This window comes from Pseudomonas sp. 1152_12 (assembly GCF_052850675.1).
Genome location: NZ_VXCW01000003.1, coordinates 530,107 through 550,368, shown reverse-complemented (window position 1 = coordinate 550,368; position 20,262 = coordinate 530,107). Strand labels below are relative to the sequence as shown.

Here is a 20,262-nt window from a genome sequence, read left to right as displayed (position 1 = left end):
GCCACGTGCGGGGCATTTTTTTGCCTGGCTAACTCGCCAAATCACTGAAGATTACATGTGGAAACTGGCTTGCCTGCGATAGCGGTTAGCCAGTCAACATCTGTACTGCCTGACACACCGCCTTCGCGAGCAAGCCCGCTCCCACACTTGACCGTGTTCCAACATAAGCATGCGGTCGAATGTGGGAGCGGGCTTGCTCGCGAAGCAGGCACCTCGCTCTTACTGAATCTCGTCTGGCTTGACGATCACCCAGTTCTTGTCCGCCGTCACCGGCAACCCTTCCTTGGCTTGCGCAGCTGCATGCTTGGCCATCATACCGTTGAGTTGGGTCATGTATTTGTCTTTGCGGTTGATCCACAGGTGAATGCCGCCCTTGGCCACGTCCACATCGTGGAACAGCATGTAGCCGTCGCTGGTGGGTGTATCACCGCCAACGATCACCGGTTTTTTCCACTCGTCGATATAGGTGAGGATCGCCGCGTGCTTGCCGGCCATCCAGGTCGCCGGCGTCCACAGGTACGGGGTCAACTCCAGGCCGAGGTTGGCCTTCTCGTCATATTTGCCGGCGGCGATCTGTTTGCGTGCGGTGGTCAGCTCGCCGGTCTTGCGGTCCTTGAGCAAGGTGCTCACGCCGATGACGTTCTGGGGTTTGACGTTGTAGCCGTACTTCGGATCGGCCGCCACCATGCGCACCAGTTCCTCGGACGCGGCGGTCATCACGTAGACCTCAATGCCGTTTTCCATCAGTTTGTTGTAGAGCTCAGCCTGGCCGGTGAAAATTTTGGGTGGCTGGACCTCCATGTTCTTGACCACATCACCTTCGTAGTAAGTGACCGGCACCGGCTTGCCCGACGCCATCATTTCGTCGACGTAGCCCTTGAGTTCCTTGAGGGTGAAACCGGAGAAAATCTGCGCGACCCACGGGTAGCAGACCATGTCGTCGACTTCACAGAGGCGATAGTAATAGCTGAATAGACTTTCTTTGTGGTCGGCGGTGTCTTTGAAGGGAATAAGTTTGAGCGAAGGGTCCATGGTCTCGCGGGTGATCAGGCCCTTGTTCTCAAGGTACGGCAGCAGGGACTCTTCGAGGTCATAGCGGTAACTGGTGTTGTCCATGTCGAACACCGCGAAGTTGCCCTTGTTGGCATTGGCGGCGATCATCTTGTTCAGTTGCTCGGCGGCTGGCGCCGGCCAGTGCTTCAACTCGGTGGCGGCAAATGCCTGGCTGACAAGGCCGAAGCAGAAGGCAGCGGCAAGTAAGGTTGGCGCGAACTTCATAAGCGTTTTCTCCCTGAGTTAAAGACATCGACGCTAACAAATCTGTGTGACAGTTATCGCCCGAGCGCGACCGCTGGCGTCGTGATTGCGCCAAGGGCATGTGCCTAAGCGCCAAATGCTTATTCCAAAAACGACAGTCACCATTCCATATTGGTATTAAATCAATATATTTCAAGCTGATAGGATTTCCGGTTCGCAATCGCAGGCTCACGCGATTGGCTGCCTTCTCAACGGAGCTTCAATGAATCTGCCCCTGATTCTCAACTTACTGGTGTTCGTGGCCCTGTTGCTGGGCCTGGCACAAACGCGTCGCACCCACTGGAGCCTCGCTAAAAAGGTCCTGTTTGCACTGGTGCTCGGCGTGTTGTTTGGCGCGGCGCTGCACACTATTTATGGCGACGGTAACCCGGTGCTCAAGGCCTCGATCAGTTGGTTTGATCTGGTCGGCAATGGTTACGTGCAGTTGCTGCAAATGATCGTGATCCCGCTGGTGTTCGCCTCGATCCTCAGTGCCGTGGCGCGCCTGCATAATGCCTCGTCGCTGGGCAAGATCAGCTTCCTGACCATCGGCACGCTACTGTTCACCACGGCAATCGCGGCGCTGATCGGTATCGGCCTGACCAACCTGTTCGGCCTCACCGCCGAAGGCCTGGTGGCCGGCACGCAGGAAATGGCGCGCCTGCAAGTGATCCAGAGTGACTACGCGGGCAAGGTTGCCGACCTGAATATCCCGCAACTGCTGCTGTCATTCGTGCCGGCCAACCCGTTCGCCGACCTGGCGCGCGCCAAGCCGACGTCGATCATCAGTGTGGTGATTTTCGCAGCGTTCCTTGGGGTTGCCGCGCTGCAACTGCTCAAGGACGATGTTGAAAAAGGCCAGAAAGTGCTGAATGCCATCGACACGCTGCAAGCCTGGGTGATGCGCCTGGTGCGCCTGGTGATGAAGCTGACGCCGTACGGCGTGCTGGCGCTGATGACCAAAGTGGTCGCCGGCTCCAACCTGCAAGACATCATCAAGCTCGGCAGTTTTGTGGTGGTGTCGTACCTGGCGCTGGGCCTGATGTTTGTGGTGCACGGCGTGCTGCTGTCGCTGGCTGGGGTCAACCCGCTGCGCTTCTTGCGCAAGGTATGGCCGGTGCTGACCTTTGCCTTTACCAGCCGCTCCAGCGCAGCCGCCATCCCGCTGAGCATTGAAGCGCAGACACGTCGCCTGGGTATCCCGCAATCCATCGCCGGGTTTGCCGCCTCGTTTGGCGCAACTATCGGCCAGAACGGTTGCGCCGGTCTCTACCCGGCCATGCTGGCGGTAATGGTTGCGCCGACCGTGGGCATCAACCCGCTGGACCCACTGTGGATCGCGACACTGGTGGCGATTGTGACCTTGAGCTCGGCCGGTGTGGCGGGCGTAGGCGGCGGGGCAACCTTTGCCGCGTTGATCGTGCTGCCGGCGATGGGCTTGCCGGTGTCACTGGTGGCGCTGCTGATTTCGGTTGAGCCGCTGATCGACATGGGCCGTACGGCGCTGAACGTGAACGGTTCGATGACGGCGGGTGCGATTACCAGCCAGATCATGGGGCAGACGGATAAAGTGCTGTTGAATGCCGATGAGCATGCCGAGATAGCGCAGGTTTAGCAGCGCCTGTTAGACCGCCTTCGCAAGCATGCCCGCTCCCACATTTTGACCATTATGATGTTGAAACTCGGTCAAGTGTGGGAGCGGGCTTGCCTGCGCTGCTCTTAGGCTTTTTCCCAGACTTCGAAGTTATACGCCGGCTTGTCACCTTCAGCTGGATTCTCCAGGTTTGAAACCAGCTTCCACTGCTGCGTATCAAACTCGGGAAACCACGCATCGCCTTCCGGGCTCAACGCGACCCGCGTCAAATACAGGCGATCCGCCTGCTGCAGCCCCTGCGCATACAACTGCGCACCGCCGATCAGCATCAGTTCATCCACGCCCTGCTCCAGCGCCCAGGCCTCAGCCCTTTCGACCGCCGCATCGAGTGACGGAAACACTTGTGCACCTTCCAGCACCAAATCGGTCTGACGGCTAACCACTAGGTTCAGGCGCCCCGGCAACGGTCGGCCCAGGGAATCCCAAGTCTTGCGCCCCATGATGATCGGCTTGCCGAGTGTGGTGGCCTTGAAATATTTGAAATCCCCCGGCAAATGCCAGGGCATGCTGTTGTCGACGCCGATCACGCGGTTTTCACCGAGGGCTGCGATCAGGCTTAAAGGGAGAGTTTTTTTCATGGCGACGAGAATACCAGAGCTGCGAGTCTGCGGTTATGCTCCAACCTTACTTGCTCAACAGGACGGCGCGTGATTGCACTGAACCCCCTGCACAAACTCTGGCTGACGGAAACCGTGCGCCTGCGTGAAGAACACGCAGGTCCCCTGGAAGACCAGGAAGCCAACCGCCTGGCCCGCACGGCCGGTGGAGACCTGCCGACGCGCATCCAGCAACGCGCCCTGCACCTGGCCGAACGCGACGGTTTGACCATAGCCCTGACCCGCTGGCTGCAAGGCGCCCGCTTGGCGCTGGTGCTGTTGGCAGTGGTCGCGTTGATCAGTGGCGCCGGACTGGCGTTTGCCGCACTGGGCAACGGCTTGGTTCCAGTTAACGTGTTCTGGGCCTTGGGCAGTCTGCTCGGCTTGAACCTGATCCTGCTGCTGAGCTGGGCCCTGGGCCTGCTGTTTGCCGGCGAACACAGCGCCAGCCTCGGCCGCCTGTGGCTGTGGCTGAGTGAAAAGCTCGCCCGGGATGCCAAGGCCGCCCAGTTGGCGCCAGCATTACTATTGTTGCTGCAACGCCAGAAACTCAATCGCTGGGCGGTGGGCGTGATGGTCAACAGCCTGTGGTTGCTGGCGTTGCTCAGTGCCATGGTGATTCTACTCACGCTGTTGGCCACCCGGCGCTACGGCTTTGTGTGGGAAACCACCATCCTCGGTGCAGACACCTTTGTCGCCGTGACCCAAGCCCTCGGCAGCCTGCCCGCCTTCCTGGGGTTCAACGTGCCGACGGTTGAGATGATCCGCGCCAGTGGCGACTCTGCGCTGAATGTCGAAAGCGCGCGCCAAGCCTGGGCCGCCTGGCTGGTGGGCGTGCTACTGGTCTACGGCCTGCTGCCCCGGTTGATGCTCGCGCTGCTGTGCCTGTGGCGCTGGAAACGCGGGCGTGCCGCCCTGCGCCTGGACCTCAACCTGCCCGGCTACAGCCAGTTACGCGAACGCCTGATGCCGAGCAGCGAGCGGCTCGGCGTCAACGATGCCGCGCCCGAACAGCTGCACCACGTCAACGGCGGTGTCAGCGAATTGGAAAGCGACGGCGCCCTGCTGGTGGCTATCGAACTGGACGACCAGCACGCTTGGCCACCCAGGCTGCCAGCCGGCGTTAAAAACGCTGGCATCCTCGACAGCCGCGAATCGCGCAACAAGCTGCTGGAACAGCTCACGCGCTTCCCGCCTGCGCGACTGGCCATCGCCTGCGACCCGCGCCGCTCGCCGGATCGCGGCAGCTTGGCGTTGATCGCCGAGCTGGCACGCAGCGCCACGGTAACCCGCGTATGGCTGCTACAAGCGCCATCCGGCCAGGCGCTGGACGCCGAACGCCTAGGCGATTGGCACGCTGCGCTGCAACAGCTTGAATTGCCTTTCGCCGATTGCGCGCCGCTCACGTGGCTGGAGACCGGTCATGACTAAACCGCTGAAACTCGCCGTGGTCGGCCATACCAATGTCGGCAAGACTTCACTGCTGCGTACGCTGACGCGGGATGTCGGTTTCGGCGAAGTGTCCCATCGCCCCAGCACTACGCGGCATGTCGAGGGGGCACGCTTATCGGTCGATGGCGAAGCCTTGCTGGAGCTGTACGACACGCCCGGCCTGGAAGACGCCATCGCCCTGCTTGATTACCTGGAGCGTCTGGACCGCCCCGGCGAACGCCTGGACGGCCCCGCACGCTTAGCGCGGTTCCTGGAAGGCAGCGAGGCGCGCCAGCGTTTCGAACAGGAGGCCAAGGTACTGCGCCAGTTACTGACCTCCGACGCCGGCCTGTATGTGATCGACGCCCGCGAGCCGGTGCTCGCCAAGTACCGCGACGAGCTGCAAGTGCTCGCCAGTTGCGGCAAGCCGTTGTTGCCGGTGCTTAACTTCGTCAGCAGCCGCGACCACCGCGAGCCGGACTGGCGCGAAGCCTTGGCCCGCCTAGGCTTGCACGCGCTGGTGCGCTTCGACAGCGTGGCGCCGCCGCAAGACGGTGAGCGCCGCCTGTATGAAAGCCTGGCCCTGCTGCTGGAGAATGCGCGGCCGCAGTTGGAGCGCTTGATTCTTGACCAGGAGGCCCAACGCCAGGCACGCCAGCAAAGCGCCGCGCGGTTAATCGCCGAACTGTTGATCGACTGCGCCGCATGCCGACGCAGCGTGGTCACCGAAGATGAACAACAAGCCATCAGCGACTTGCGCAAAGCCGTACGCCAACGCGAGCAAAAATGCGTGGATGCCCTGCTCAAACTGTTCGGCTTTCGCTCACAGGATGCCGCCGCCAGCGACTTGCCGCTGTTGGATGGCCGCTGGGGCGATGACCTGTTCAACCCGCAAACCCTCAAGCAACTCGGCGTGCGCGTCGGTGGCGGCATTGCTGCAGGCGCAGCGGCCGGCGCCGGTGTGGACTTGCTGGTCGGCGGCCTGACCCTCGGCGCTGCCGCGATTGCCGGTGCGATTGCCGGTGGTGCGCTGCAAACCGCGCGCAGCTATGGCAGCCGCCTGTTGGGCAAGCTCAAGGGCCACCGCGAGCTGACCGTGGACGACAGCGTGTTGCGCCTGCTCGCCCTGCGCCAACGCCAATTGCTCAAGGCCCTCAACCTACGCGGGCATGCGGCGATGCACAGCATCAAAGTCGACACGCCTCAGGACAAAACCTGGCGTGAAGGCAAGCTGCCCGATGCGTTGAACAAGGCCCGCGCCTATCCGCAATGGTCGTCCCTGAACCCGCAGCCGAAGCTGAGCCAGACCGAACGCCAGGAGCAGATTCAAACGCTGGCGCAGGAACTCAAGGATGATTGATGCTTAGTGCCAGTTGAACTTCAGGTACAACTTGCTCATGGCGTGGATGGTTTGTTGATCCACGGTATCGAACAATTCGAACTGATCATCGTATCCAAGCGGATCCAAAATACCGTCAGCATTTCGATCACATACCGTCGTGGTATATACCAGAGTCTCTCGCGCCACCTTGGTGTGGCGCTGATAAAAGTCCGACCGCACCTCCAACGCTACGCCAAGTTCGTCATAACGACTGACATACAAGTTGACTGAGCGGCCCGCCGTCTCACCTTTATTCAACCAACTGATTTTCAGTGCATGGTTGGCAAAGGTCTTGAGCAACCGTCGATCCTTGAGGGTCGACGCCCCGTCAAAGTCAATATCCCCGGTCGACTGAAAGTCCACCGCGCCATCGGCCGTGCTGTCCAACGCCACGGCTTCGTGTACCAATTCGTCGGGTAGATCCGGGTCTCGTTGAAAAAAGTTAAGCTTCACAGTGTCTGCCTGGCCGTCTTGCCTACGATCTTGCACGACCACTTTCAAATAACGCATAGGTACTGCCTCAATAAAAAACCAGGCCCCAAACATAGTGCTGTCCAGGGCCTGATCACAGGTACTACTGGCGCCGCATCAAGTAAGAAACGACGACAGGCGAACATTCACCGTTCACGAGGCCGGGATATCCACGACCTTGACCTCAAAGGCTTCAGGCTCGTGCCAATTGAACAGCAGATAGAGCTCAGCCAACTGCTGGACCAAACGCTGGTCAACGTCGTCGATCACGCCATCATGGTTGATATCAAAATGAATGTTCCATTCGAGCATTCCGTCGTTATCAAAATCATAAGCGGCATTCCAGGCGACCAGCGTGTGCGGGTTAATAACCCCCGTCCCTTCCTGCACGTGCAGACGCACGGTGTCGGGTGTGCCGTCCTTGTAGAAGTCTTCGGAAAAAATCTTCATGTAGCGTTTTGATGAAGTCCCGGGGCTAAACCAGTTGAGCTTCAAATAGGCAGCGGCAAACTTGTCCAGCAACACTTTATCGAGCCGGGTTTCCCGACCATCATTCGTCACATCCCCTCTGCAGTAGTCGATTTTCCCATCAGTCGGGAAGTCGTAGGCCACCGCGTGACTGATCAAGCTGTCCTGAATACCAGGGGTGCTCTGGTAGAACTGAAGCAACACAGTATCCGCCTGACCAGCCCCTGTTCGGTCCTGGGCAAAAATCTTTAAATAACGCATTGGTCTACTCCTGGTTTGTGCTCACTCAAACTCGGACGAGCCTGGTCATACCATTTGAGCGCGAGAAAGGTGTTGCACATGGATCGGATTAGCGCTTTGTCGGTTTTGTCAGCGACACCGTTTCGGTCTACATCGGTAGCGCTGAATGACTCCAATACGCCGTTATCGTCGGCATCGGCGCCAGCGGCCTGGTAGGCCAGGATGGGTTTGCGCAGCGGGCTGCGGCGGTCCAGGAAATTCAACTGCACGCCGCTGGGAGGGTCTTTTGCCTCATTCTGAATCGCGACGATGGCCAGCGTGCGCCGCCAACGCTCGCCCTCGTTAAACCAGTTCAGTTTCAAGAACGTATTGGCAAACGCCTTGAGCAACCAGCTATCAAGGACATCACTTTTGCCGTCACCGTTGATGTCACCGGCGAACTGAAAGTCCACGACCTCATCGGCATCCATATCCACTGCCACAGCTTCATGAACTAACTCGTCAACGCCGGCGGAGTGGCGCTCATAAAAATGCAGAATGACCGTGTCGGCCATACCATTGCCGCTGCGGTCCTGGGCGGTAGCTTTTAAATAGCGCATGGGGTCTCTCATTTAAAGAACAGACCCCTACGCTAATTGAAGCCCTATTGGCCCACTAGCGTACGACTTCTGCCAAGGCGGTAGGAATTGGCAACTCATCAACGCGTGAGCTTAATGACGCCAAGCCGCCCCCTCTTGAACAAGCGCCAGGAAGACATTGCACAGGGCTTTGATGGCCGCCTTGTCGCTGTGGTCGGCGATGCCGTTGCGGTCAAGGTCGCTGTTCGTGAATGACTCAAACACCCCATCGCTATCGCCGTCATAGCCTGATGCGGTGTAGACCAGAGTGCGCTTGCCGCGTGACGCGCTGCATTCATAAAAGCTGAGTTGAATCGCATTGGGCGCACCGCTCTTGGCGGTGTGTATGACGCGTATCGTCATATACCTCCCCCAGGTGTCGCCACAATTGAACCAGTTCAGCTTCAGGTAAGTGTCGGTAAAACGCTTTAGCAGCGCCTTATCTTCCGCCGATTTACAGCCGTCGCGATTGATATCTCCTGGCAGCAGAATATCGGCGGCACCGTCAGCGGTGATGTCGATGGCCACCGCTTCATGAATCATTTCGTCAGGTTCGCTGGGAGCCAGCTCAAAAATCTGCAGGACGACCATATCGGCCCTCCCATTACCGCTGCGATCCTGGGCGGTCGCTTTCAAGTAACGCATCACATACTCTCTTGCGTGGCTGAAGTCGCATTAGAGTAATAAGCCAGACGAAAACCTTGCTAGCCGCTGCTTCCGGGCTGCGTGTATGAATTCACGCTACCGGCTATGAGCAGACGATGTGCCATTGCTTTCAACGGTTCAAGGTCCAACACCGGCACGTGCATGTCCTTGGCCTGCTCATCCCAGTGACGCATGCGCAGGCTGACCTCGCAGAGCGGGTCTTGCTCGAAGGCGTGAGCTTCTTCGGCCGTCATCACGCCACCCTGGTAACCCAGGGTGTGGCGGCTGGCCTGGCTCAGGCGGGCGTAATAGTCCGGCTGGGTGAAGGTCAGGTAGCGCTTGGCTTGCACGTGATACTCCACCAGTTTGGCCATGCGTTCACTGAAGCCCGCGCGACGTAAATAGTCCGCGCCCAGGCGCTCATGGCTGACCACGCCATAACCGGCCATGTTCTCGCCGCCCTGGCCGCAGAGGTGGCCGATGTCGTGGAAAAACGCCGCCAGGACCACTTCATCATCAAAGCCTTCCGCCACCGCCAACTGCGCGGCCTGGGACATATGTTCGAGCTGCGACAACGGCTCGCCGATGTAATCGGCCGTGCCGTGCTGCTCGTACAAAGCGAATATTTCGGCAATCACCTGCTCTTCGTTCATGACGCCGCGCCCCACAATGCAGTGATATTTCGTTCGGCCATTGCCGGCCCCACACTCATGCCTACGCCGCTGTGCATCAATGCCGCGCTCACGCCCGGCGCCGCGCGCAGGAATGAAAACGGTGCCGGGCCGCGTGAACCGTAAACGCCCTGCCAGCGCTCCACCACTTGGATCCTGCAACCCAGCGTCTGCTCCGCCAGTTCGATCAGCCAGTCATCAATCTGTTCGGCGTTGAACGGCGAGGCGTCGCTGCCATAGTCATGGGAATCGCCGATGATCAGTTCGCCATGAGGCGTAGGGCTGATCAGCAGGTGAATCCCATGCGCCTGCAGATGCGGCGCATCGCGCAGGATCTGCGCCTGCACCGGCGCCGCTTCCGGCAGGTCGGCGAAAGCACCGTAGTGCACGCAACTCAGCCCCGTGAGCAACGCGTGTTGCAGGCTCAGGCCGATTGCAGGCCGCGCGCGCAGCATTTGCAGGCGGCAGATACTCGGGTTGAGTTCGCTGATCGCTTCGGCCAGCAGGGTTTGGTAGTCATGGCCGGAGCAGACAATGATCTGCTCGGCGCGAAAGCTGCCCGCCGTGCTATGCAAATGGCCCGGTTCAACGTCGCGTACCAGGGTGGAAAAGTGAAACTCGACGTTCAGCTCCTGGCTCAGGTAGTTGATCAGCGTCGGGATCGCTTCGCGTGAATAGAGCTGTCGATCATCCTTGCCGTGCAACGCTGCGCGGTGATGGCGAAACTGGCCGCCATATAAATCCTGCATCGCCGCACCTTGCAGCAGCTCGACGTTGTAGCCGTGTGCGCGTGCGCGACCGGCGCAGAAGGCCTCCAGCAGATGTTCCTCCGCCTCGGTACGCGCAAACAGGTACGAGCCATTACACTTGAGTTGCAGCCCGGCCACCTGTGCCCAATGCCCCCAGATATCGCGGCTTTCCTGGGCCAGGTCGAGCATCGGCCCCGGCGGCTGGCCAGTGACCAATGCCTGCCCGAAGTTGCGCACCGAGGCGCCCAGCGGCGTGGCGCTACGCTCGAACACCTTGACTTTGAGGCCTCGCCGGGCGGCCGCATAGGCGTGGGATAGGCCGAGGATGCCGGCGCCGATAATCAGCAGATCGCTGTGGTGTGTCATGGAGTGATGTCCTGAAGTCGAGACCGCTATCGGGAGCAAGCCCGCTGCCACATTTCGATGTGTGAACACCCTCAAATGTGGCAGCGGGCTTGCTCGCGAAGAGGCCATCCGCCCAAACCGAAAAATTACTGACCGGCAACCTTCTCCGACTTCCCGTCATAGCGCTTGCGCCATTCGGTCAGGATGCTGTCGCGGTTTTTCGACGCCCAGGCAAAGTCGTTCTTGATCAAGCGCTGCTCGTAATCGGCTGGCAGCTCAGTCTGCGGCTTGGCAATACCCGGCTGGGCGAGCACAGCGAAGTTTTCTTTGTACAGGTCCATCGCTGCTGCACTGGCGGAGAAGTCAGCAAGTTTTTTCGCCGCATCCGCATGGGGCGTGCCCTTGATCACGGCGGTGGCTTCGATGTCCCAGCCCAGGCCTTCTTTCGGCAGGATGATGTCCAACGGTGCGCCCTGGCGCTTCAGCTGCACGGCCGGGTATTCAAAGGAAATACCAATCGGGAACTCACCGGAAGCCGCCAGTTTGCAAGGCTTGGAGCCGGAGTGAACGTACTGGCCGATGTTCTGGTGCAGGTCGTCCATGTACTGCCAGCCCTGCTTCTCACCGAAGGTTTGCAACCAGGCACTGACATCCAGGAAACCGGTGCCGGATGAGGCCGGGTTAGGCATCACGATCTTGCCCTTGTACTCAGGCTTGGTCAGGTCTTGCCAGCTCACCGGTTTGCTCAAGCCTTGTTTCTCGGCTTCGACGGTGTTGAAGCAAATGGTCGCGGCCCACACATCCATGCCAACCCACGCCGGTGGGTTGGCGACGTCGCGGTAATGCTTGCCGATCTTGTCCAGATTCTTGGGCGCGTAGTTATCCAGCATCCCTTGCTGATCGAGGATCGCCAGGCTAGAGGCCGCCAGGCCCCACACGACGTCGGCGTGCGGGCGGTCTTTCTCGGCCAAAAGCTTAGCGGTGATGATGCCGGTGGAGTCGCGCACCCATTTGATATCAATATCAGGGTTAGCCTTTTCGAAGGCCTGTTTATAGGTCTTCAATTGCTCCGCTTCGAGGGCCGTGTACACGGTCAGCTCGGTCTTGGCGAAGGCATTCAGGCTGAATGCGGTGAGTACGGCAGCGACCAGCGCCAGGGGCTTGAACATGGAGCACCTCCTTCAGGGATGTTTATTGGCCGGGCGCAATCTGGCGCCAGGCTTGGGAGCGGCGCAACGCGCCACGAGAAGCCCACGCCAGCAGCAGCGAGACGCTGACTGAGGTGAACAGAATCAGGGTCGACATGGCCGCAGCGCCGCCCACGTTGCCAGCATCGTCCATGTTCAACACGGCGACGGCGGCGAGGATGGTGTCGGGGCTGTAGAGGAAGATCGCGGCGGACACGGTGGTCATCCCCGACACGAACAGGTAGCGCACGATGTCCAGCAGCGCCGGCAGGCAGATCGGCACGGTGACGCGCAGATAGTGGCGGTACAGCGGCGCCTTGAGAGACAGCGCAGCGGCTTCGAACTCACTGTCAAGCTGGCGCAAGGCTGTGGTGGCGGTCATCTGTGCAGTGGTCAAATAGTGAGCAATGGTGCACACCACTAACAGGGTCATGGTCCCGTAGAACACGTGCAGCGGGTTGCCGTTAAGGTTAAAAAAGAACACGTAGCCCAGGCCCAGCACCAGGCCCGGTACGGCCATCGGCACAAAACTGAGCATGCGCAATGCCAGGTTCAGGCCTTTCTGGCTCTTGGTCTTTTCCATCAGGTAGGCGCCGGTGAAGATCAACACGCTGCCGATCAGCGCCGTGCACAGCGCCATCGTCAGGCTGTTGCGATAGGCCAGCCAACCGCCGCCTGCGGTGTCTTCGAATTGGTAATGGTTCAGCGACAATGACAGGTTGTACGGCCAGAACTTCACCAGCGAGGAATACACCGCCATGCCGAACACCAGCAGCAACACGGCGCAGATCAGCAGCACAATGGCCAGGTAGCAAGCATCACGCAGCCGCGACGGCGCCGGCTGGAACACTTGAGCGCGGCCGCTCATGGAGTCGCCATGCCGACGGCGCAACCAGGCATCGACGCCAAAGCTGAACAGCGCAGGCAGCAGCAACACCATGCCGATCAATGCGCCGCGACCAAATTGTTGCTGGCCGACCACCGCCTTGTAGGCCTCCAGCGCCAGCACCTGATAGTCGCCGCCGACCACCACGGGCACGCCGAAGTCAGTGATGGTCAGGGTGAACACCAGGCAAAACGCCGCGAACACCGCCTGGCGCGTGGCCGGCCAGGTGATGCTGCGAAACGCCCGCGCAGGGCTCGCGCCCATGCTCGATGCGGCATCGAACAAACGCGCGTCCGCCAGCGACAGTGCCGACAGCAAAATCATCAACGCGTGTGGGAAGGTGTAGATCACTTCACCGAGCACAATGCCCCAGAAGCCGTAGATGTTGTCGGAGAGCAGCCCGCGCAACATTCCTTGGTTGCCAAACAAGTACACCAGCGCAATGCCCGGCAGCATCGACGGCGCCATCAATGGCAACAGTGACAGGCCGCGCCAGATCGCCTTGCCGGGAATCAGCGTGCGCTGCAGGGCGTAGGCAAACAGATAGGCCAGCGGTACGACGATGGCCGCCACGCTGAAGGAGACTTTCAGGCTATTGCCCAGCAGCCAGTGGAAGTTGGCGCTGGTCACCAGCTCCCGCGCCGCGACCCAGCCACCGCCCTGCCCGGCATCGCTGCTGAAGCCACGCCAGAAGATCGCCAGCAACGGCAGCAATACAGCGACACCCAGCAGCAACAGCCACAGCAGTTTGCCGCCGAGCACAAAAATACGATCACCTGTTTCGGCTCGGGAAGCCTGGCGCGGTATCGGCAGCGTCATTTCAGCCGCCATCTCAGGCAAACACCTGGAGGCTGCGCGGCGGCAAGGCGACCCAAATATCCTGAGCTCCCAGGCGTGGCATAGCTTCCGGCGCCAATTCGGCCAGCAGTGGGTGGCCGGGCAGTTGCTCCAGTTCAAAGCGCATGCGGCAGCGGTTGCCGAGAAAGGTGATCTCGCTGATTTTGGCCGGGAATAGGTTTTCCTCATGCACCGGCGGGTTGACGCTGATCGCTTCCGGACGGCAGAACAAGCGCCCGGACTTGGCCAAGCCAGCATCGTCGGCCAGGCGCATGTTCATCCCGCCGACCTGGGCATGGCTTGCGCTGTTGCGGCTGAATGGCAGCCAGTTGCCCTGGCCGACAAACTCCGCCACAAACGGCGTGGCCGGGCGGTCGTAGATTTCCTGGGGCGTGGCGTATTGCTCGACCTTGCCGTTGTTCATTACGGCAATACGGTCGGCCATCAACATGGCCTCATCCTGGTTGTGCGTGACCATCAGTGTGGTGATGCCCAAGCGCCGCTGCAGTTGGCGTAGCTCGGTGCACAGGTGCTCGCGCACGCGGGCGTCGAGCGCCGACATCGGCTCGTCGAGCAGTAACAGCGAAGGTGCCGGTGCCAAGGCGCGAGCCAGGGCGACGCGCTGTTGTTGGCCACCGGAGAGTTGGCCGGGGAATTTCTTCTCGCTGCCGAGCAGGCCGACCAGTTCGAGCATCTGGCCGACGCGCTTGCGCACTTCATCGCGGCCACTGCCGGTGAGGCCGTAGCCGATGTTCGCTTCGACAGTGAGGTTGGGAAACAGCGCGTAAGACTGGAACAGAATGCCGTAGTCCCGCGCCTGCGGCGGCAGTAGGGAAACGTCGCGGTTGCCGAGGCGAAGCTCACCGCTGTCCTGGCGCTCCAGGCCTGCGATGCAGCGCAGCAAGGTGGTTTTGCCGCAGCCGGACGGGCCCAGCAGGCACACCAGCTCGCCGGCGGCGACGTCCAGGGACACGTTATCCAGCGCAGTAAAGGCACCGAAGCGTTTCTGGATACCGCGCACCGTCATCGGCGCGCCGGGGTGGGTCAGGGCTGTGTTCATGGAGGCACCTCATCAAACTGATGAAGGCCATGCTAGGTGGGCAATGAGTCCCTGGTGTGGCAGGAAGGCAAAAGGGAGTGATAGTGGTATTGGTGGATTTGGGTAAGCCTTAAGGGATGAGTTGCCTGCAATGGCGATTCAAAGGCCACTACCAGACCTCAGAGTGGCGACATTTCCTGCGCTAACCCCAGAAAGGCAGCCGGCAGGCGCGCGCCTTTGCGCTCTTTGAGGCAGTACAAATATTCCGGAATCTGCGGCGCGTTCTCGATGGTCAGCACGTGTAACTGCGGGTCATGAGGCACTTCCTGACGAGCGATGATGCTGATGCCGATGTTGCGCAGCACCGCTTCGCGGATCGACTCCCGGCTGCCGATTTCCAGCAGCGGCCCATAGCTCACACCGGCGCCCTGCAACATGTCTTCGGTCAGCCGCCGCGTGGTGGAACCCGCCTCACGCATCAGCAAGGTATGCCCGGTCAACGCACTGAGTGGCACATGATCAAGCTTGGCCAAAGGGTGATTGCGATGTACCGCCAGCACCAAGGGATCGGTGCCGAGTACGCGGCGAATCAGGCGCGGGTCTTCCAGCAGTTGTGAGGACGCGGCGACATCGACACGGTAATCATCCAGCGCTTCGAGCACCTGCTGGGAGTTGCCGATTTCCACTGACACGTCCACTTGAGGCAGGCGTTCGCGAAAGGCTTTGACCAGGTCGAGGATGTAATACGGTGCCGTGGCGGCAATCCGTAAAGCGCCCTGGACCTGGCCGTTGTTGCGCAGAAAAAACTCAATATCGGCTTCCTGCTGCAAAAGCGTCTTGACCATCGGCAGCAGGCGCGCGCCGTCATCGCTGACGGTAAGGCGGCGGCCACCACGATAGAACAGCTCGACGCCGTACTGGCTTTCCAGGTTGCGAATCTGGGTGGTGACCGTGGGCTGGCTTAGGCCGAGTTTTTTCGCCGCCTGGGTAATGCTGCCCAAGCGCGCAACCATGAAAAACGCCTTTAATTCGGCACTCAGCACACCACCCTCTCTTCCTCTATTTGCGCAACAGGCGCAGGCCATTGAACACCACCAGCAGGGCCACGCCCATGTCGGCGAACACCGCCATCCACATGGTGGCCATCCCCAGGAAGGTGACGACCAGGAAGATCGCCTTGATGACCAGCGCCAGGCTGATGTTCTGCTTGAGGATACTCGACGTTTGCCGAGAGAGCCGAATGAAAGCCGGGATCTTGCGCAAATCATCGTCCATCAACGCCACGTCGGCGGTCTCGATAGCCGTGTCAGTGCCGGCGGCGGCCATGGCAAAACCAATCTCGGCCCGGGCCAGAGCCGGGGCGTCGTTGATACCGTCGCCGACCATGCCCACGCGATGGCCTTGGCCGTAGAGCGTTTCGATAGCCTGCAACTTGTCGGTGGGCAATAGGTCGCCTTGGGCTTGGTCGATACCGACCTGGGCTGCAATCGCCTTGGCGGTGTGGGTATTGTCACCGGTGAGCATAAGGGTCTTGATGCCCAGATCGTGCAGTTGCTGGATGGCTTCTCGGCTGCTGTCCTTAACCGTGTCGGCCACGGCGAACAGGGCCAGCGGGCCGGATTTGTCGAGCAGCAACACCACGGACTTGCCTTGTTTTTCCAGGGCGAACAGCTTTTCTTCCAATTCAGGCGAACACAGGCCAAGGTCTTCCACCAGGCGGTGATTGCCCAAGTGGTAGGTTTCGCCGTTGATATCACCGCGCACACCGCGACCGGCCAAGGCCTCGAAGTTATCCACAACGTGATTCGGCAGGTTTTTATCCACAGCCGCATTGGCGATAGCCAGCGAAACCGGGTGGTCGGAGCGCCCGGCCAAACTGGCGGCCAGCGCCGGTGCGCTGTCCTCGATGTTGGGGAACAGCGCCAGGTAGTCGGTTTGTACCGGTTTGCCGTGGGTAATGGTGCCGGTCTTGTCGAGAGCTAAATAATCGAGTTTATAACCGCCCTCGAGGTAAACGCCGCCTTTGATCAGGATGCCTTTGCGTGCTGCGGCGGCCAAGCCGCTGACGATGGTCACTGGGGTGGAAATCACCAATGCGCAAGGGCAAGCGACTACCAGCAGCACCAGGGCGCGATAGATCCAGTCGAACCAGACGCCCGCCATGAACAATGGCGGAACGACTGCAACACCGAGGGCAAACAGGAACACGGCAGGCGTATATATTTTCGAGAAACTGTCGACAAACCGCTGGGTCGGCGCCCGTGCGCCTTGGGCCTGTTCCACGGCGTGAATGATGCGCGCCAGAGTTGAATTGTTCGCCGCTGCGGTGACTTTGTATTCCAGGGAACCGGCCTGGTTGATGGTGCCGGCGAAGACTTTGTCGCCCAGGCCCTTTTCAATCGGCAGGCTTTCACCGGTGATCGGTGCCTGGTCAATAGTGGATTGCCCAGCAGTGACCTCACCGTCCAGGCCGATGCGCTCACCTGGCTTAACCCGCACGATGTCGCCAAGCACGATGCTTTTAACTTCTTTTTCGACCCAGTTGCCGTCAGCTTGCTGTACCGTGGCCTGTTCCGGCGCCATTTGCATCAAGCCGCTGATTGCGTTGCGCGCACGGTCCAGAGACTTGGCTTCGATCAACTCAGCCACGGTGAACAGGAACATCACCATCGCCGCTTCGGGCCATTGGCCAATCAGGATCGCGCCGGTAACAGCGATGCTCATCAGTGCATTGATATTCAGGTTGAGGTTTTTGAGTGCGATCCAACCCTTTTTATAGGTGGTGAGCCCGCCACTGAGGATCGACACCAACGCCACCAGCGCAATCACCCACGTCGGCGCTATACCGGTGAAATGCAGCACTTCTGCGCCCAAAGCACCCACGCCGGATACGGCAAGCGGCCACCAGTGCTTCTTGACGGGCGTCGCGGCGGCCGGGACACCCTCTTCGATGGGTTCGGCCTGCATGCCGATGGATTTGATGGCGTCAATGATCGGCGCCGTGCTCGGCAGATCATGGGTGACGCCGAGGATGCGGTTGATCAGGTTGAATTCCAGCTTCTGCACACCGGCAAGCTTACCCAGCTTGCTCTGGATCAACGTTTGCTCCGTGGGGCAATCCATCGCTTCGATGCGGAAGGTGCTCAAGCGCGAGCCAGCCGTCGGCGCTTCGCTCAACGTGACCACGGCAGGCGCTGCCTTGCTGGAACAGCAAGCGTCGCCATGGCTGGCATGGTCGTGCTGTTTGACCGGCGCCAGCTTGGCGCCGTGATCGTGGCTATGGTCATGACCATGATCGTGCTTGTGATCATGCTTTTTGGGGGTGTGGATGGAATCGCTCATTCTGTCGCGTCCGTTAAGGTGCCTGTTGCCAAGTAAAGACCCTGTAGCCACTATAGGGTCAAGCACCCATTTGGAGATTGCTGCGATGAAGATCGGCGAATTGGCCAAACTGACCGACTGTCAGGTGGAAACTATCCGTTATTACGAGAAGGAAGGCCTGCTGCCGCCCCCAGCGCGCACTGACGCCAATTACCGCGTGTACACCCAGGCGCACACCGAGCGGCTGATCTTTATCCGCAATTGCCGCAGTCTCGACATGACCCTGGAAGAAATCCGCAGCCTGCTCGGGCTACGCGACAGCCCTCAGGACCAATGCGAAAGCGTGAATGCGTTGATTGATGAGCATATCCACCACGTGAAAGCGCGGATCGATGGGCTGCTGGCCTTGCAGGAACAATTACTCGACCTGCGCCAACGCTGCGGCGGTGGGCCAGACCTGGATCAATGCGGAATTTTGCAGCGGCTGGAAGTCAGCGGGAGTGTGGCGGCCAGCGAGGCTGAGCCTTCGCATGTGGGCAGGAGCCACGGGCACTGACTCAGCTTGGTAACCCAATCCAAATGTGGGAGCGGGCTTGCCCGCTCCCACAGTTGCACCGAGGCGATCCTTAAATAGCGACGTCAGCCTTGATGCTCGGGTCGGCGTCGTAGCCCACAATCTCGAAATCTTCGAACTTATAGTCGTAAATCGACGCTGGCTTACGCTTGATCACCAGTTCCGGCAGCTTCTTCGGCGTGCGCGCCAGCTGCGTACGGATCTGTTCCATATGGTTGCTATAGGCATGGGTGTCGCCGGTGGTGACGATGATCTCGTGCGGGATCAGGTCGCATTGCTGCGCCAGCATGTGAGTCAGCAAGGCCAGCGCGGCGGTATTGTATGGCAGGCCGAGAAATACGTCGGAGCTGCGGATGTATAACTGCATCGACAGGTGACCGTCATGCACAAACGCTTGGTACAGCAGGTGGCACGGCGGCAGGGCTTGCTTGCCGTTACGCGCGTTTTCCTGGGGGCTCTTGGTTTCGTCCGGCAGGTATTCGACGTTCCAGCCGTGGAACAGGATGCGACGGCTGTTAGGGTTGTTCTTCAGCGTATCGACCATGTAGTCGATCTGATTGATCTTGCCACCCTCCTTGGTCGGCCAGGCGGTCCACTGCTCGCCGTACACCGGGCCAAGGTCGCCGTCTTCGGTGGCCCATTCGTCCCAGATTTTCACGCCGTTTTCGTTCAGCCACTTGATGTTGGTATTGCCGCTCAACATCCAGATCAATTCGTTGGCGATGCTTTTGAAATGAAGCTTCTTGGTGGTCAGCAGCGGGAAGCCGTCGGCCAAGTTATGCCGATACTGACGGGCAAACACAGCTTTGGTGCCGGTGCCGGTGCGATCGCCTTTGGTCAATCCATTGGTCACGACGTCGTTCAGTAGTTCGAGATATTGCTTCATGTAAGTACCCGTATCGTTGAAGCCGAGGCTACGCAAAAGCCTCGGCATTCGAATTTAAAGCGTGGCGTTCTTAATCGGCTGCGGGCGATTGTAAGCCCACCACAGCAGGCCCATACCCGCCAGAATCATCGGCATGCTGAGGATCTGCCCCATGGTCAACCAGCCCCACGCCAGGTAGCCCAGCTGTGCATCCGGCACGCGGACGAACTCGACGATAAAGCGGAAGATCCCGTAGAACAGCGCGAACATGCCCGACACCGCCATGGTTGGGCGTGGCTTGCGCGAGAAGATGTACAGAATCAGGAACAGTGCCACACCTTCCAAGGCGAACTGGTAGAGCTGTGACGGATGGCGCGGCAATTGCGCCGGGTCGCTGAACGGCGGGAACACCATGGCCCACGGCACGTCGGTCCGCTTGCCCCACAACTCGGCGTTGATGAAGTTACCGATGCGCCCGGCACCCAGGCCGATCGGCACGAACGGCGCAACGAAGTCCATCAGTTGGAAAAACGACTTGCCGTTGCGGCGGCCGAACCACCAGGCGGCGATCATCACGCCGACAAACCCACCGTGGAACGCCATGCCGCCCTTCCACACCTCGAAGATCAGCGTCGGGTTGGCGATATAGGCCGGCAGATCATAGAACAGCACATACCCGAGGCGCCCGCCGACGATTACCCCCATCGACATCCAAAACACCATGTCGGAGAGCTTCTCCTTGGTCCAGGTCGGGTCGAAACGGTTCAGGCGCCGGGAGGCCAGCAGCCAGGCTCCGCCGATGCCGATCAGGTACATCAACCCGTACCAATGGATTTGCAGCGGACCGATGGCCACGGCCACCGGGTTGATCTGCGGGTAAGGCAGCATTGCGACTCCTCGTTAAATCAATAGTCATGGCGCACCAGACCATGCTGGTGTGCGATTAAGCCTGCGTTACAGCCGCAATTTCAAATTAAGCTGCTATTTCA

19 protein-coding genes are annotated in these 20,262 nt (G+C 60.0%); 4 read left to right on the top strand and 15 right to left on the bottom strand.

Annotated features, from left to right (window positions below; translation table 11 throughout):
- Window positions 1-219: 219 nt before the first annotated feature.
- Entirely contained in the window at window positions 220-1,278 is a 1,059-nt protein-coding gene (locus FW764_RS07935; protein WP_446433452.1) for a haloacid dehalogenase-like hydrolase, read from the bottom strand.
- Window positions 1,279-1,519: 241 nt separating this feature from the next.
- Between FW764_RS07935 and FW764_RS07930 the strand changes: the two genes are divergently transcribed.
- Window positions 1,520-2,911 carry an L-cystine transporter gene (locus FW764_RS07930; protein ID WP_446433451.1) on the top strand — a complete coding sequence of 464 codons (1,392 nt, stop codon included), beginning with the start codon at window positions 1,520-1,522 and terminating at the stop codon, window positions 2,909-2,911.
- Between the two features lie 104 nt (window positions 2,912-3,015).
- On the opposite strand, the gene FW764_RS07925 is transcribed toward FW764_RS07930, so the two are convergent.
- Window positions 3,016-3,528 (bottom strand): dihydrofolate reductase, encoded by a 513-nt coding sequence (locus tag FW764_RS07925; RefSeq protein ID WP_446433450.1) that lies wholly within the window; start codon window positions 3,526-3,528, stop codon window positions 3,016-3,018.
- A 69-nt stretch (window positions 3,529-3,597) separates the two neighbouring features.
- Between FW764_RS07925 and FW764_RS07920 the strand changes: the two genes are divergently transcribed.
- Together FW764_RS07920 and FW764_RS07915 are read left to right on the top strand one after the other, a co-directional pair.
- Window positions 3,598-4,977 carry a DUF2868 domain-containing protein gene (locus FW764_RS07920; RefSeq protein ID WP_446433449.1) on the top strand — a complete coding sequence of 460 codons (1,380 nt, stop codon included), beginning with the start codon at window positions 3,598-3,600 and terminating at the stop codon, window positions 4,975-4,977.
- On the top strand, window positions 4,970-6,337 hold the full coding sequence (locus tag FW764_RS07915) for a DUF3482 domain-containing protein (protein ID WP_446433448.1): 1,368 nt from the start codon (window positions 4,970-4,972) through the stop codon (window positions 6,335-6,337). The genes FW764_RS07920 and FW764_RS07915 overlap by 8 nt, the downstream gene beginning before the upstream one ends.
- A 3-nt stretch (window positions 6,338-6,340) precedes the next feature.
- Here the strand turns inward: FW764_RS07915 and FW764_RS07910 are convergent, their stop codons facing one another.
- The 11 genes from FW764_RS07910 to FW764_RS07860 all read right to left on the bottom strand — a co-directional run bounded on the left by FW764_RS07910 (window position 6,341) and on the right by FW764_RS07860 (window position 17,855).
- Window positions 6,341-6,868 (bottom strand): hypothetical protein, encoded by a 528-nt coding sequence (locus tag FW764_RS07910; protein ID WP_446433447.1) that lies wholly within the window; start codon window positions 6,866-6,868, stop codon window positions 6,341-6,343.
- 114 nt (window positions 6,869-6,982) lie between these two features.
- Window positions 6,983-7,558 (bottom strand): hypothetical protein, encoded by a 576-nt coding sequence (locus FW764_RS07905; protein WP_446433446.1) that lies wholly within the window; start codon window positions 7,556-7,558, stop codon window positions 6,983-6,985.
- Window positions 7,546-8,136, bottom strand: a complete 591-nt coding sequence (locus tag FW764_RS07900) for a hypothetical protein (RefSeq protein ID WP_446433445.1) — start codon at window positions 8,134-8,136, stop codon at window positions 7,546-7,548. The genes FW764_RS07905 and FW764_RS07900 overlap by 13 nt, the downstream gene beginning before the upstream one ends.
- Before the next feature lie 111 nt (window positions 8,137-8,247).
- A complete protein-coding gene (locus FW764_RS07895; protein WP_446433444.1) occupies window positions 8,248-8,799 on the bottom strand; it encodes a hypothetical protein in 552 nt (183 codons plus the stop codon).
- Between the two features lie 59 nt (window positions 8,800-8,858).
- Window positions 8,859-9,452: a phosphonate degradation HD-domain oxygenase gene (locus FW764_RS07890; RefSeq protein WP_446433443.1), complete on the bottom strand. Its 594-nt coding sequence runs from the start codon at window positions 9,450-9,452 to the stop codon at window positions 8,859-8,861.
- Window positions 9,449-10,585 carry a TIGR03364 family FAD-dependent oxidoreductase gene (locus FW764_RS07885; RefSeq protein ID WP_446433442.1) on the bottom strand — a complete coding sequence of 379 codons (1,137 nt, stop codon included), beginning with the start codon at window positions 10,583-10,585 and terminating at the stop codon, window positions 9,449-9,451. The genes FW764_RS07890 and FW764_RS07885 overlap by 4 nt, the downstream gene beginning before the upstream one ends.
- Before the next feature lie 125 nt (window positions 10,586-10,710).
- The gene (locus FW764_RS07880; RefSeq protein WP_446433441.1) at window positions 10,711-11,733 is read right to left on the bottom strand and encodes a putative 2-aminoethylphosphonate ABC transporter substrate-binding protein; all 1,023 of its coding nucleotides are present in this window, start codon (window positions 11,731-11,733) and stop codon (window positions 10,711-10,713) included.
- A gap of 22 nt (window positions 11,734-11,755) precedes the next feature.
- Window positions 11,756-13,468 (bottom strand): putative 2-aminoethylphosphonate ABC transporter permease subunit, encoded by a 1,713-nt coding sequence (locus FW764_RS07875; RefSeq protein WP_446433440.1) that lies wholly within the window; start codon window positions 13,466-13,468, stop codon window positions 11,756-11,758.
- Between the two features lies 1 nt (window position 13,469).
- Complete coding sequence (locus FW764_RS07870; protein ID WP_446433439.1) at window positions 13,470-14,534, bottom strand: putative 2-aminoethylphosphonate ABC transporter ATP-binding protein; 1,065 nt, start codon at window positions 14,532-14,534, stop codon at window positions 13,470-13,472.
- Window positions 14,535-14,692: 158 nt separating this feature from the next.
- A complete protein-coding gene (locus tag FW764_RS07865) occupies window positions 14,693-15,556 on the bottom strand; it encodes a LysR family transcriptional regulator (RefSeq protein WP_446433438.1) in 864 nt (287 codons plus the stop codon).
- A gap of 16 nt (window positions 15,557-15,572) precedes the next feature.
- Entirely contained in the window at window positions 15,573-17,855 is a 2,283-nt protein-coding gene (locus tag FW764_RS07860) for a heavy metal translocating P-type ATPase (RefSeq protein ID WP_446433437.1), read from the bottom strand.
- An 85-nt stretch (window positions 17,856-17,940) separates the two neighbouring features.
- Between FW764_RS07860 and cadR the strand changes: the two genes are divergently transcribed.
- Window positions 17,941-18,390: a Cd(II)/Pb(II)-responsive transcriptional regulator gene (cadR, locus tag FW764_RS07855; RefSeq protein WP_071485048.1), complete on the top strand. Its 450-nt coding sequence runs from the start codon at window positions 17,941-17,943 to the stop codon at window positions 18,388-18,390.
- 70 nt (window positions 18,391-18,460) lie between these two features.
- On the opposite strand, the gene FW764_RS07850 is transcribed toward cadR, so the two are convergent.
- Together FW764_RS07850 and lgt are read right to left on the bottom strand one after the other, a co-directional pair.
- On the bottom strand, window positions 18,461-19,294 hold the full coding sequence (locus tag FW764_RS07850; RefSeq protein ID WP_446433436.1) for a thymidylate synthase: 834 nt from the start codon (window positions 19,292-19,294) through the stop codon (window positions 18,461-18,463).
- 54 nt (window positions 19,295-19,348) lie between these two features.
- Window positions 19,349-20,161, bottom strand: a complete 813-nt coding sequence (lgt, locus tag FW764_RS07845) for a prolipoprotein diacylglyceryl transferase (RefSeq protein WP_446433435.1) — start codon at window positions 20,159-20,161, stop codon at window positions 19,349-19,351.
- Window positions 20,162-20,262: the final 101 nt, after the last annotated feature.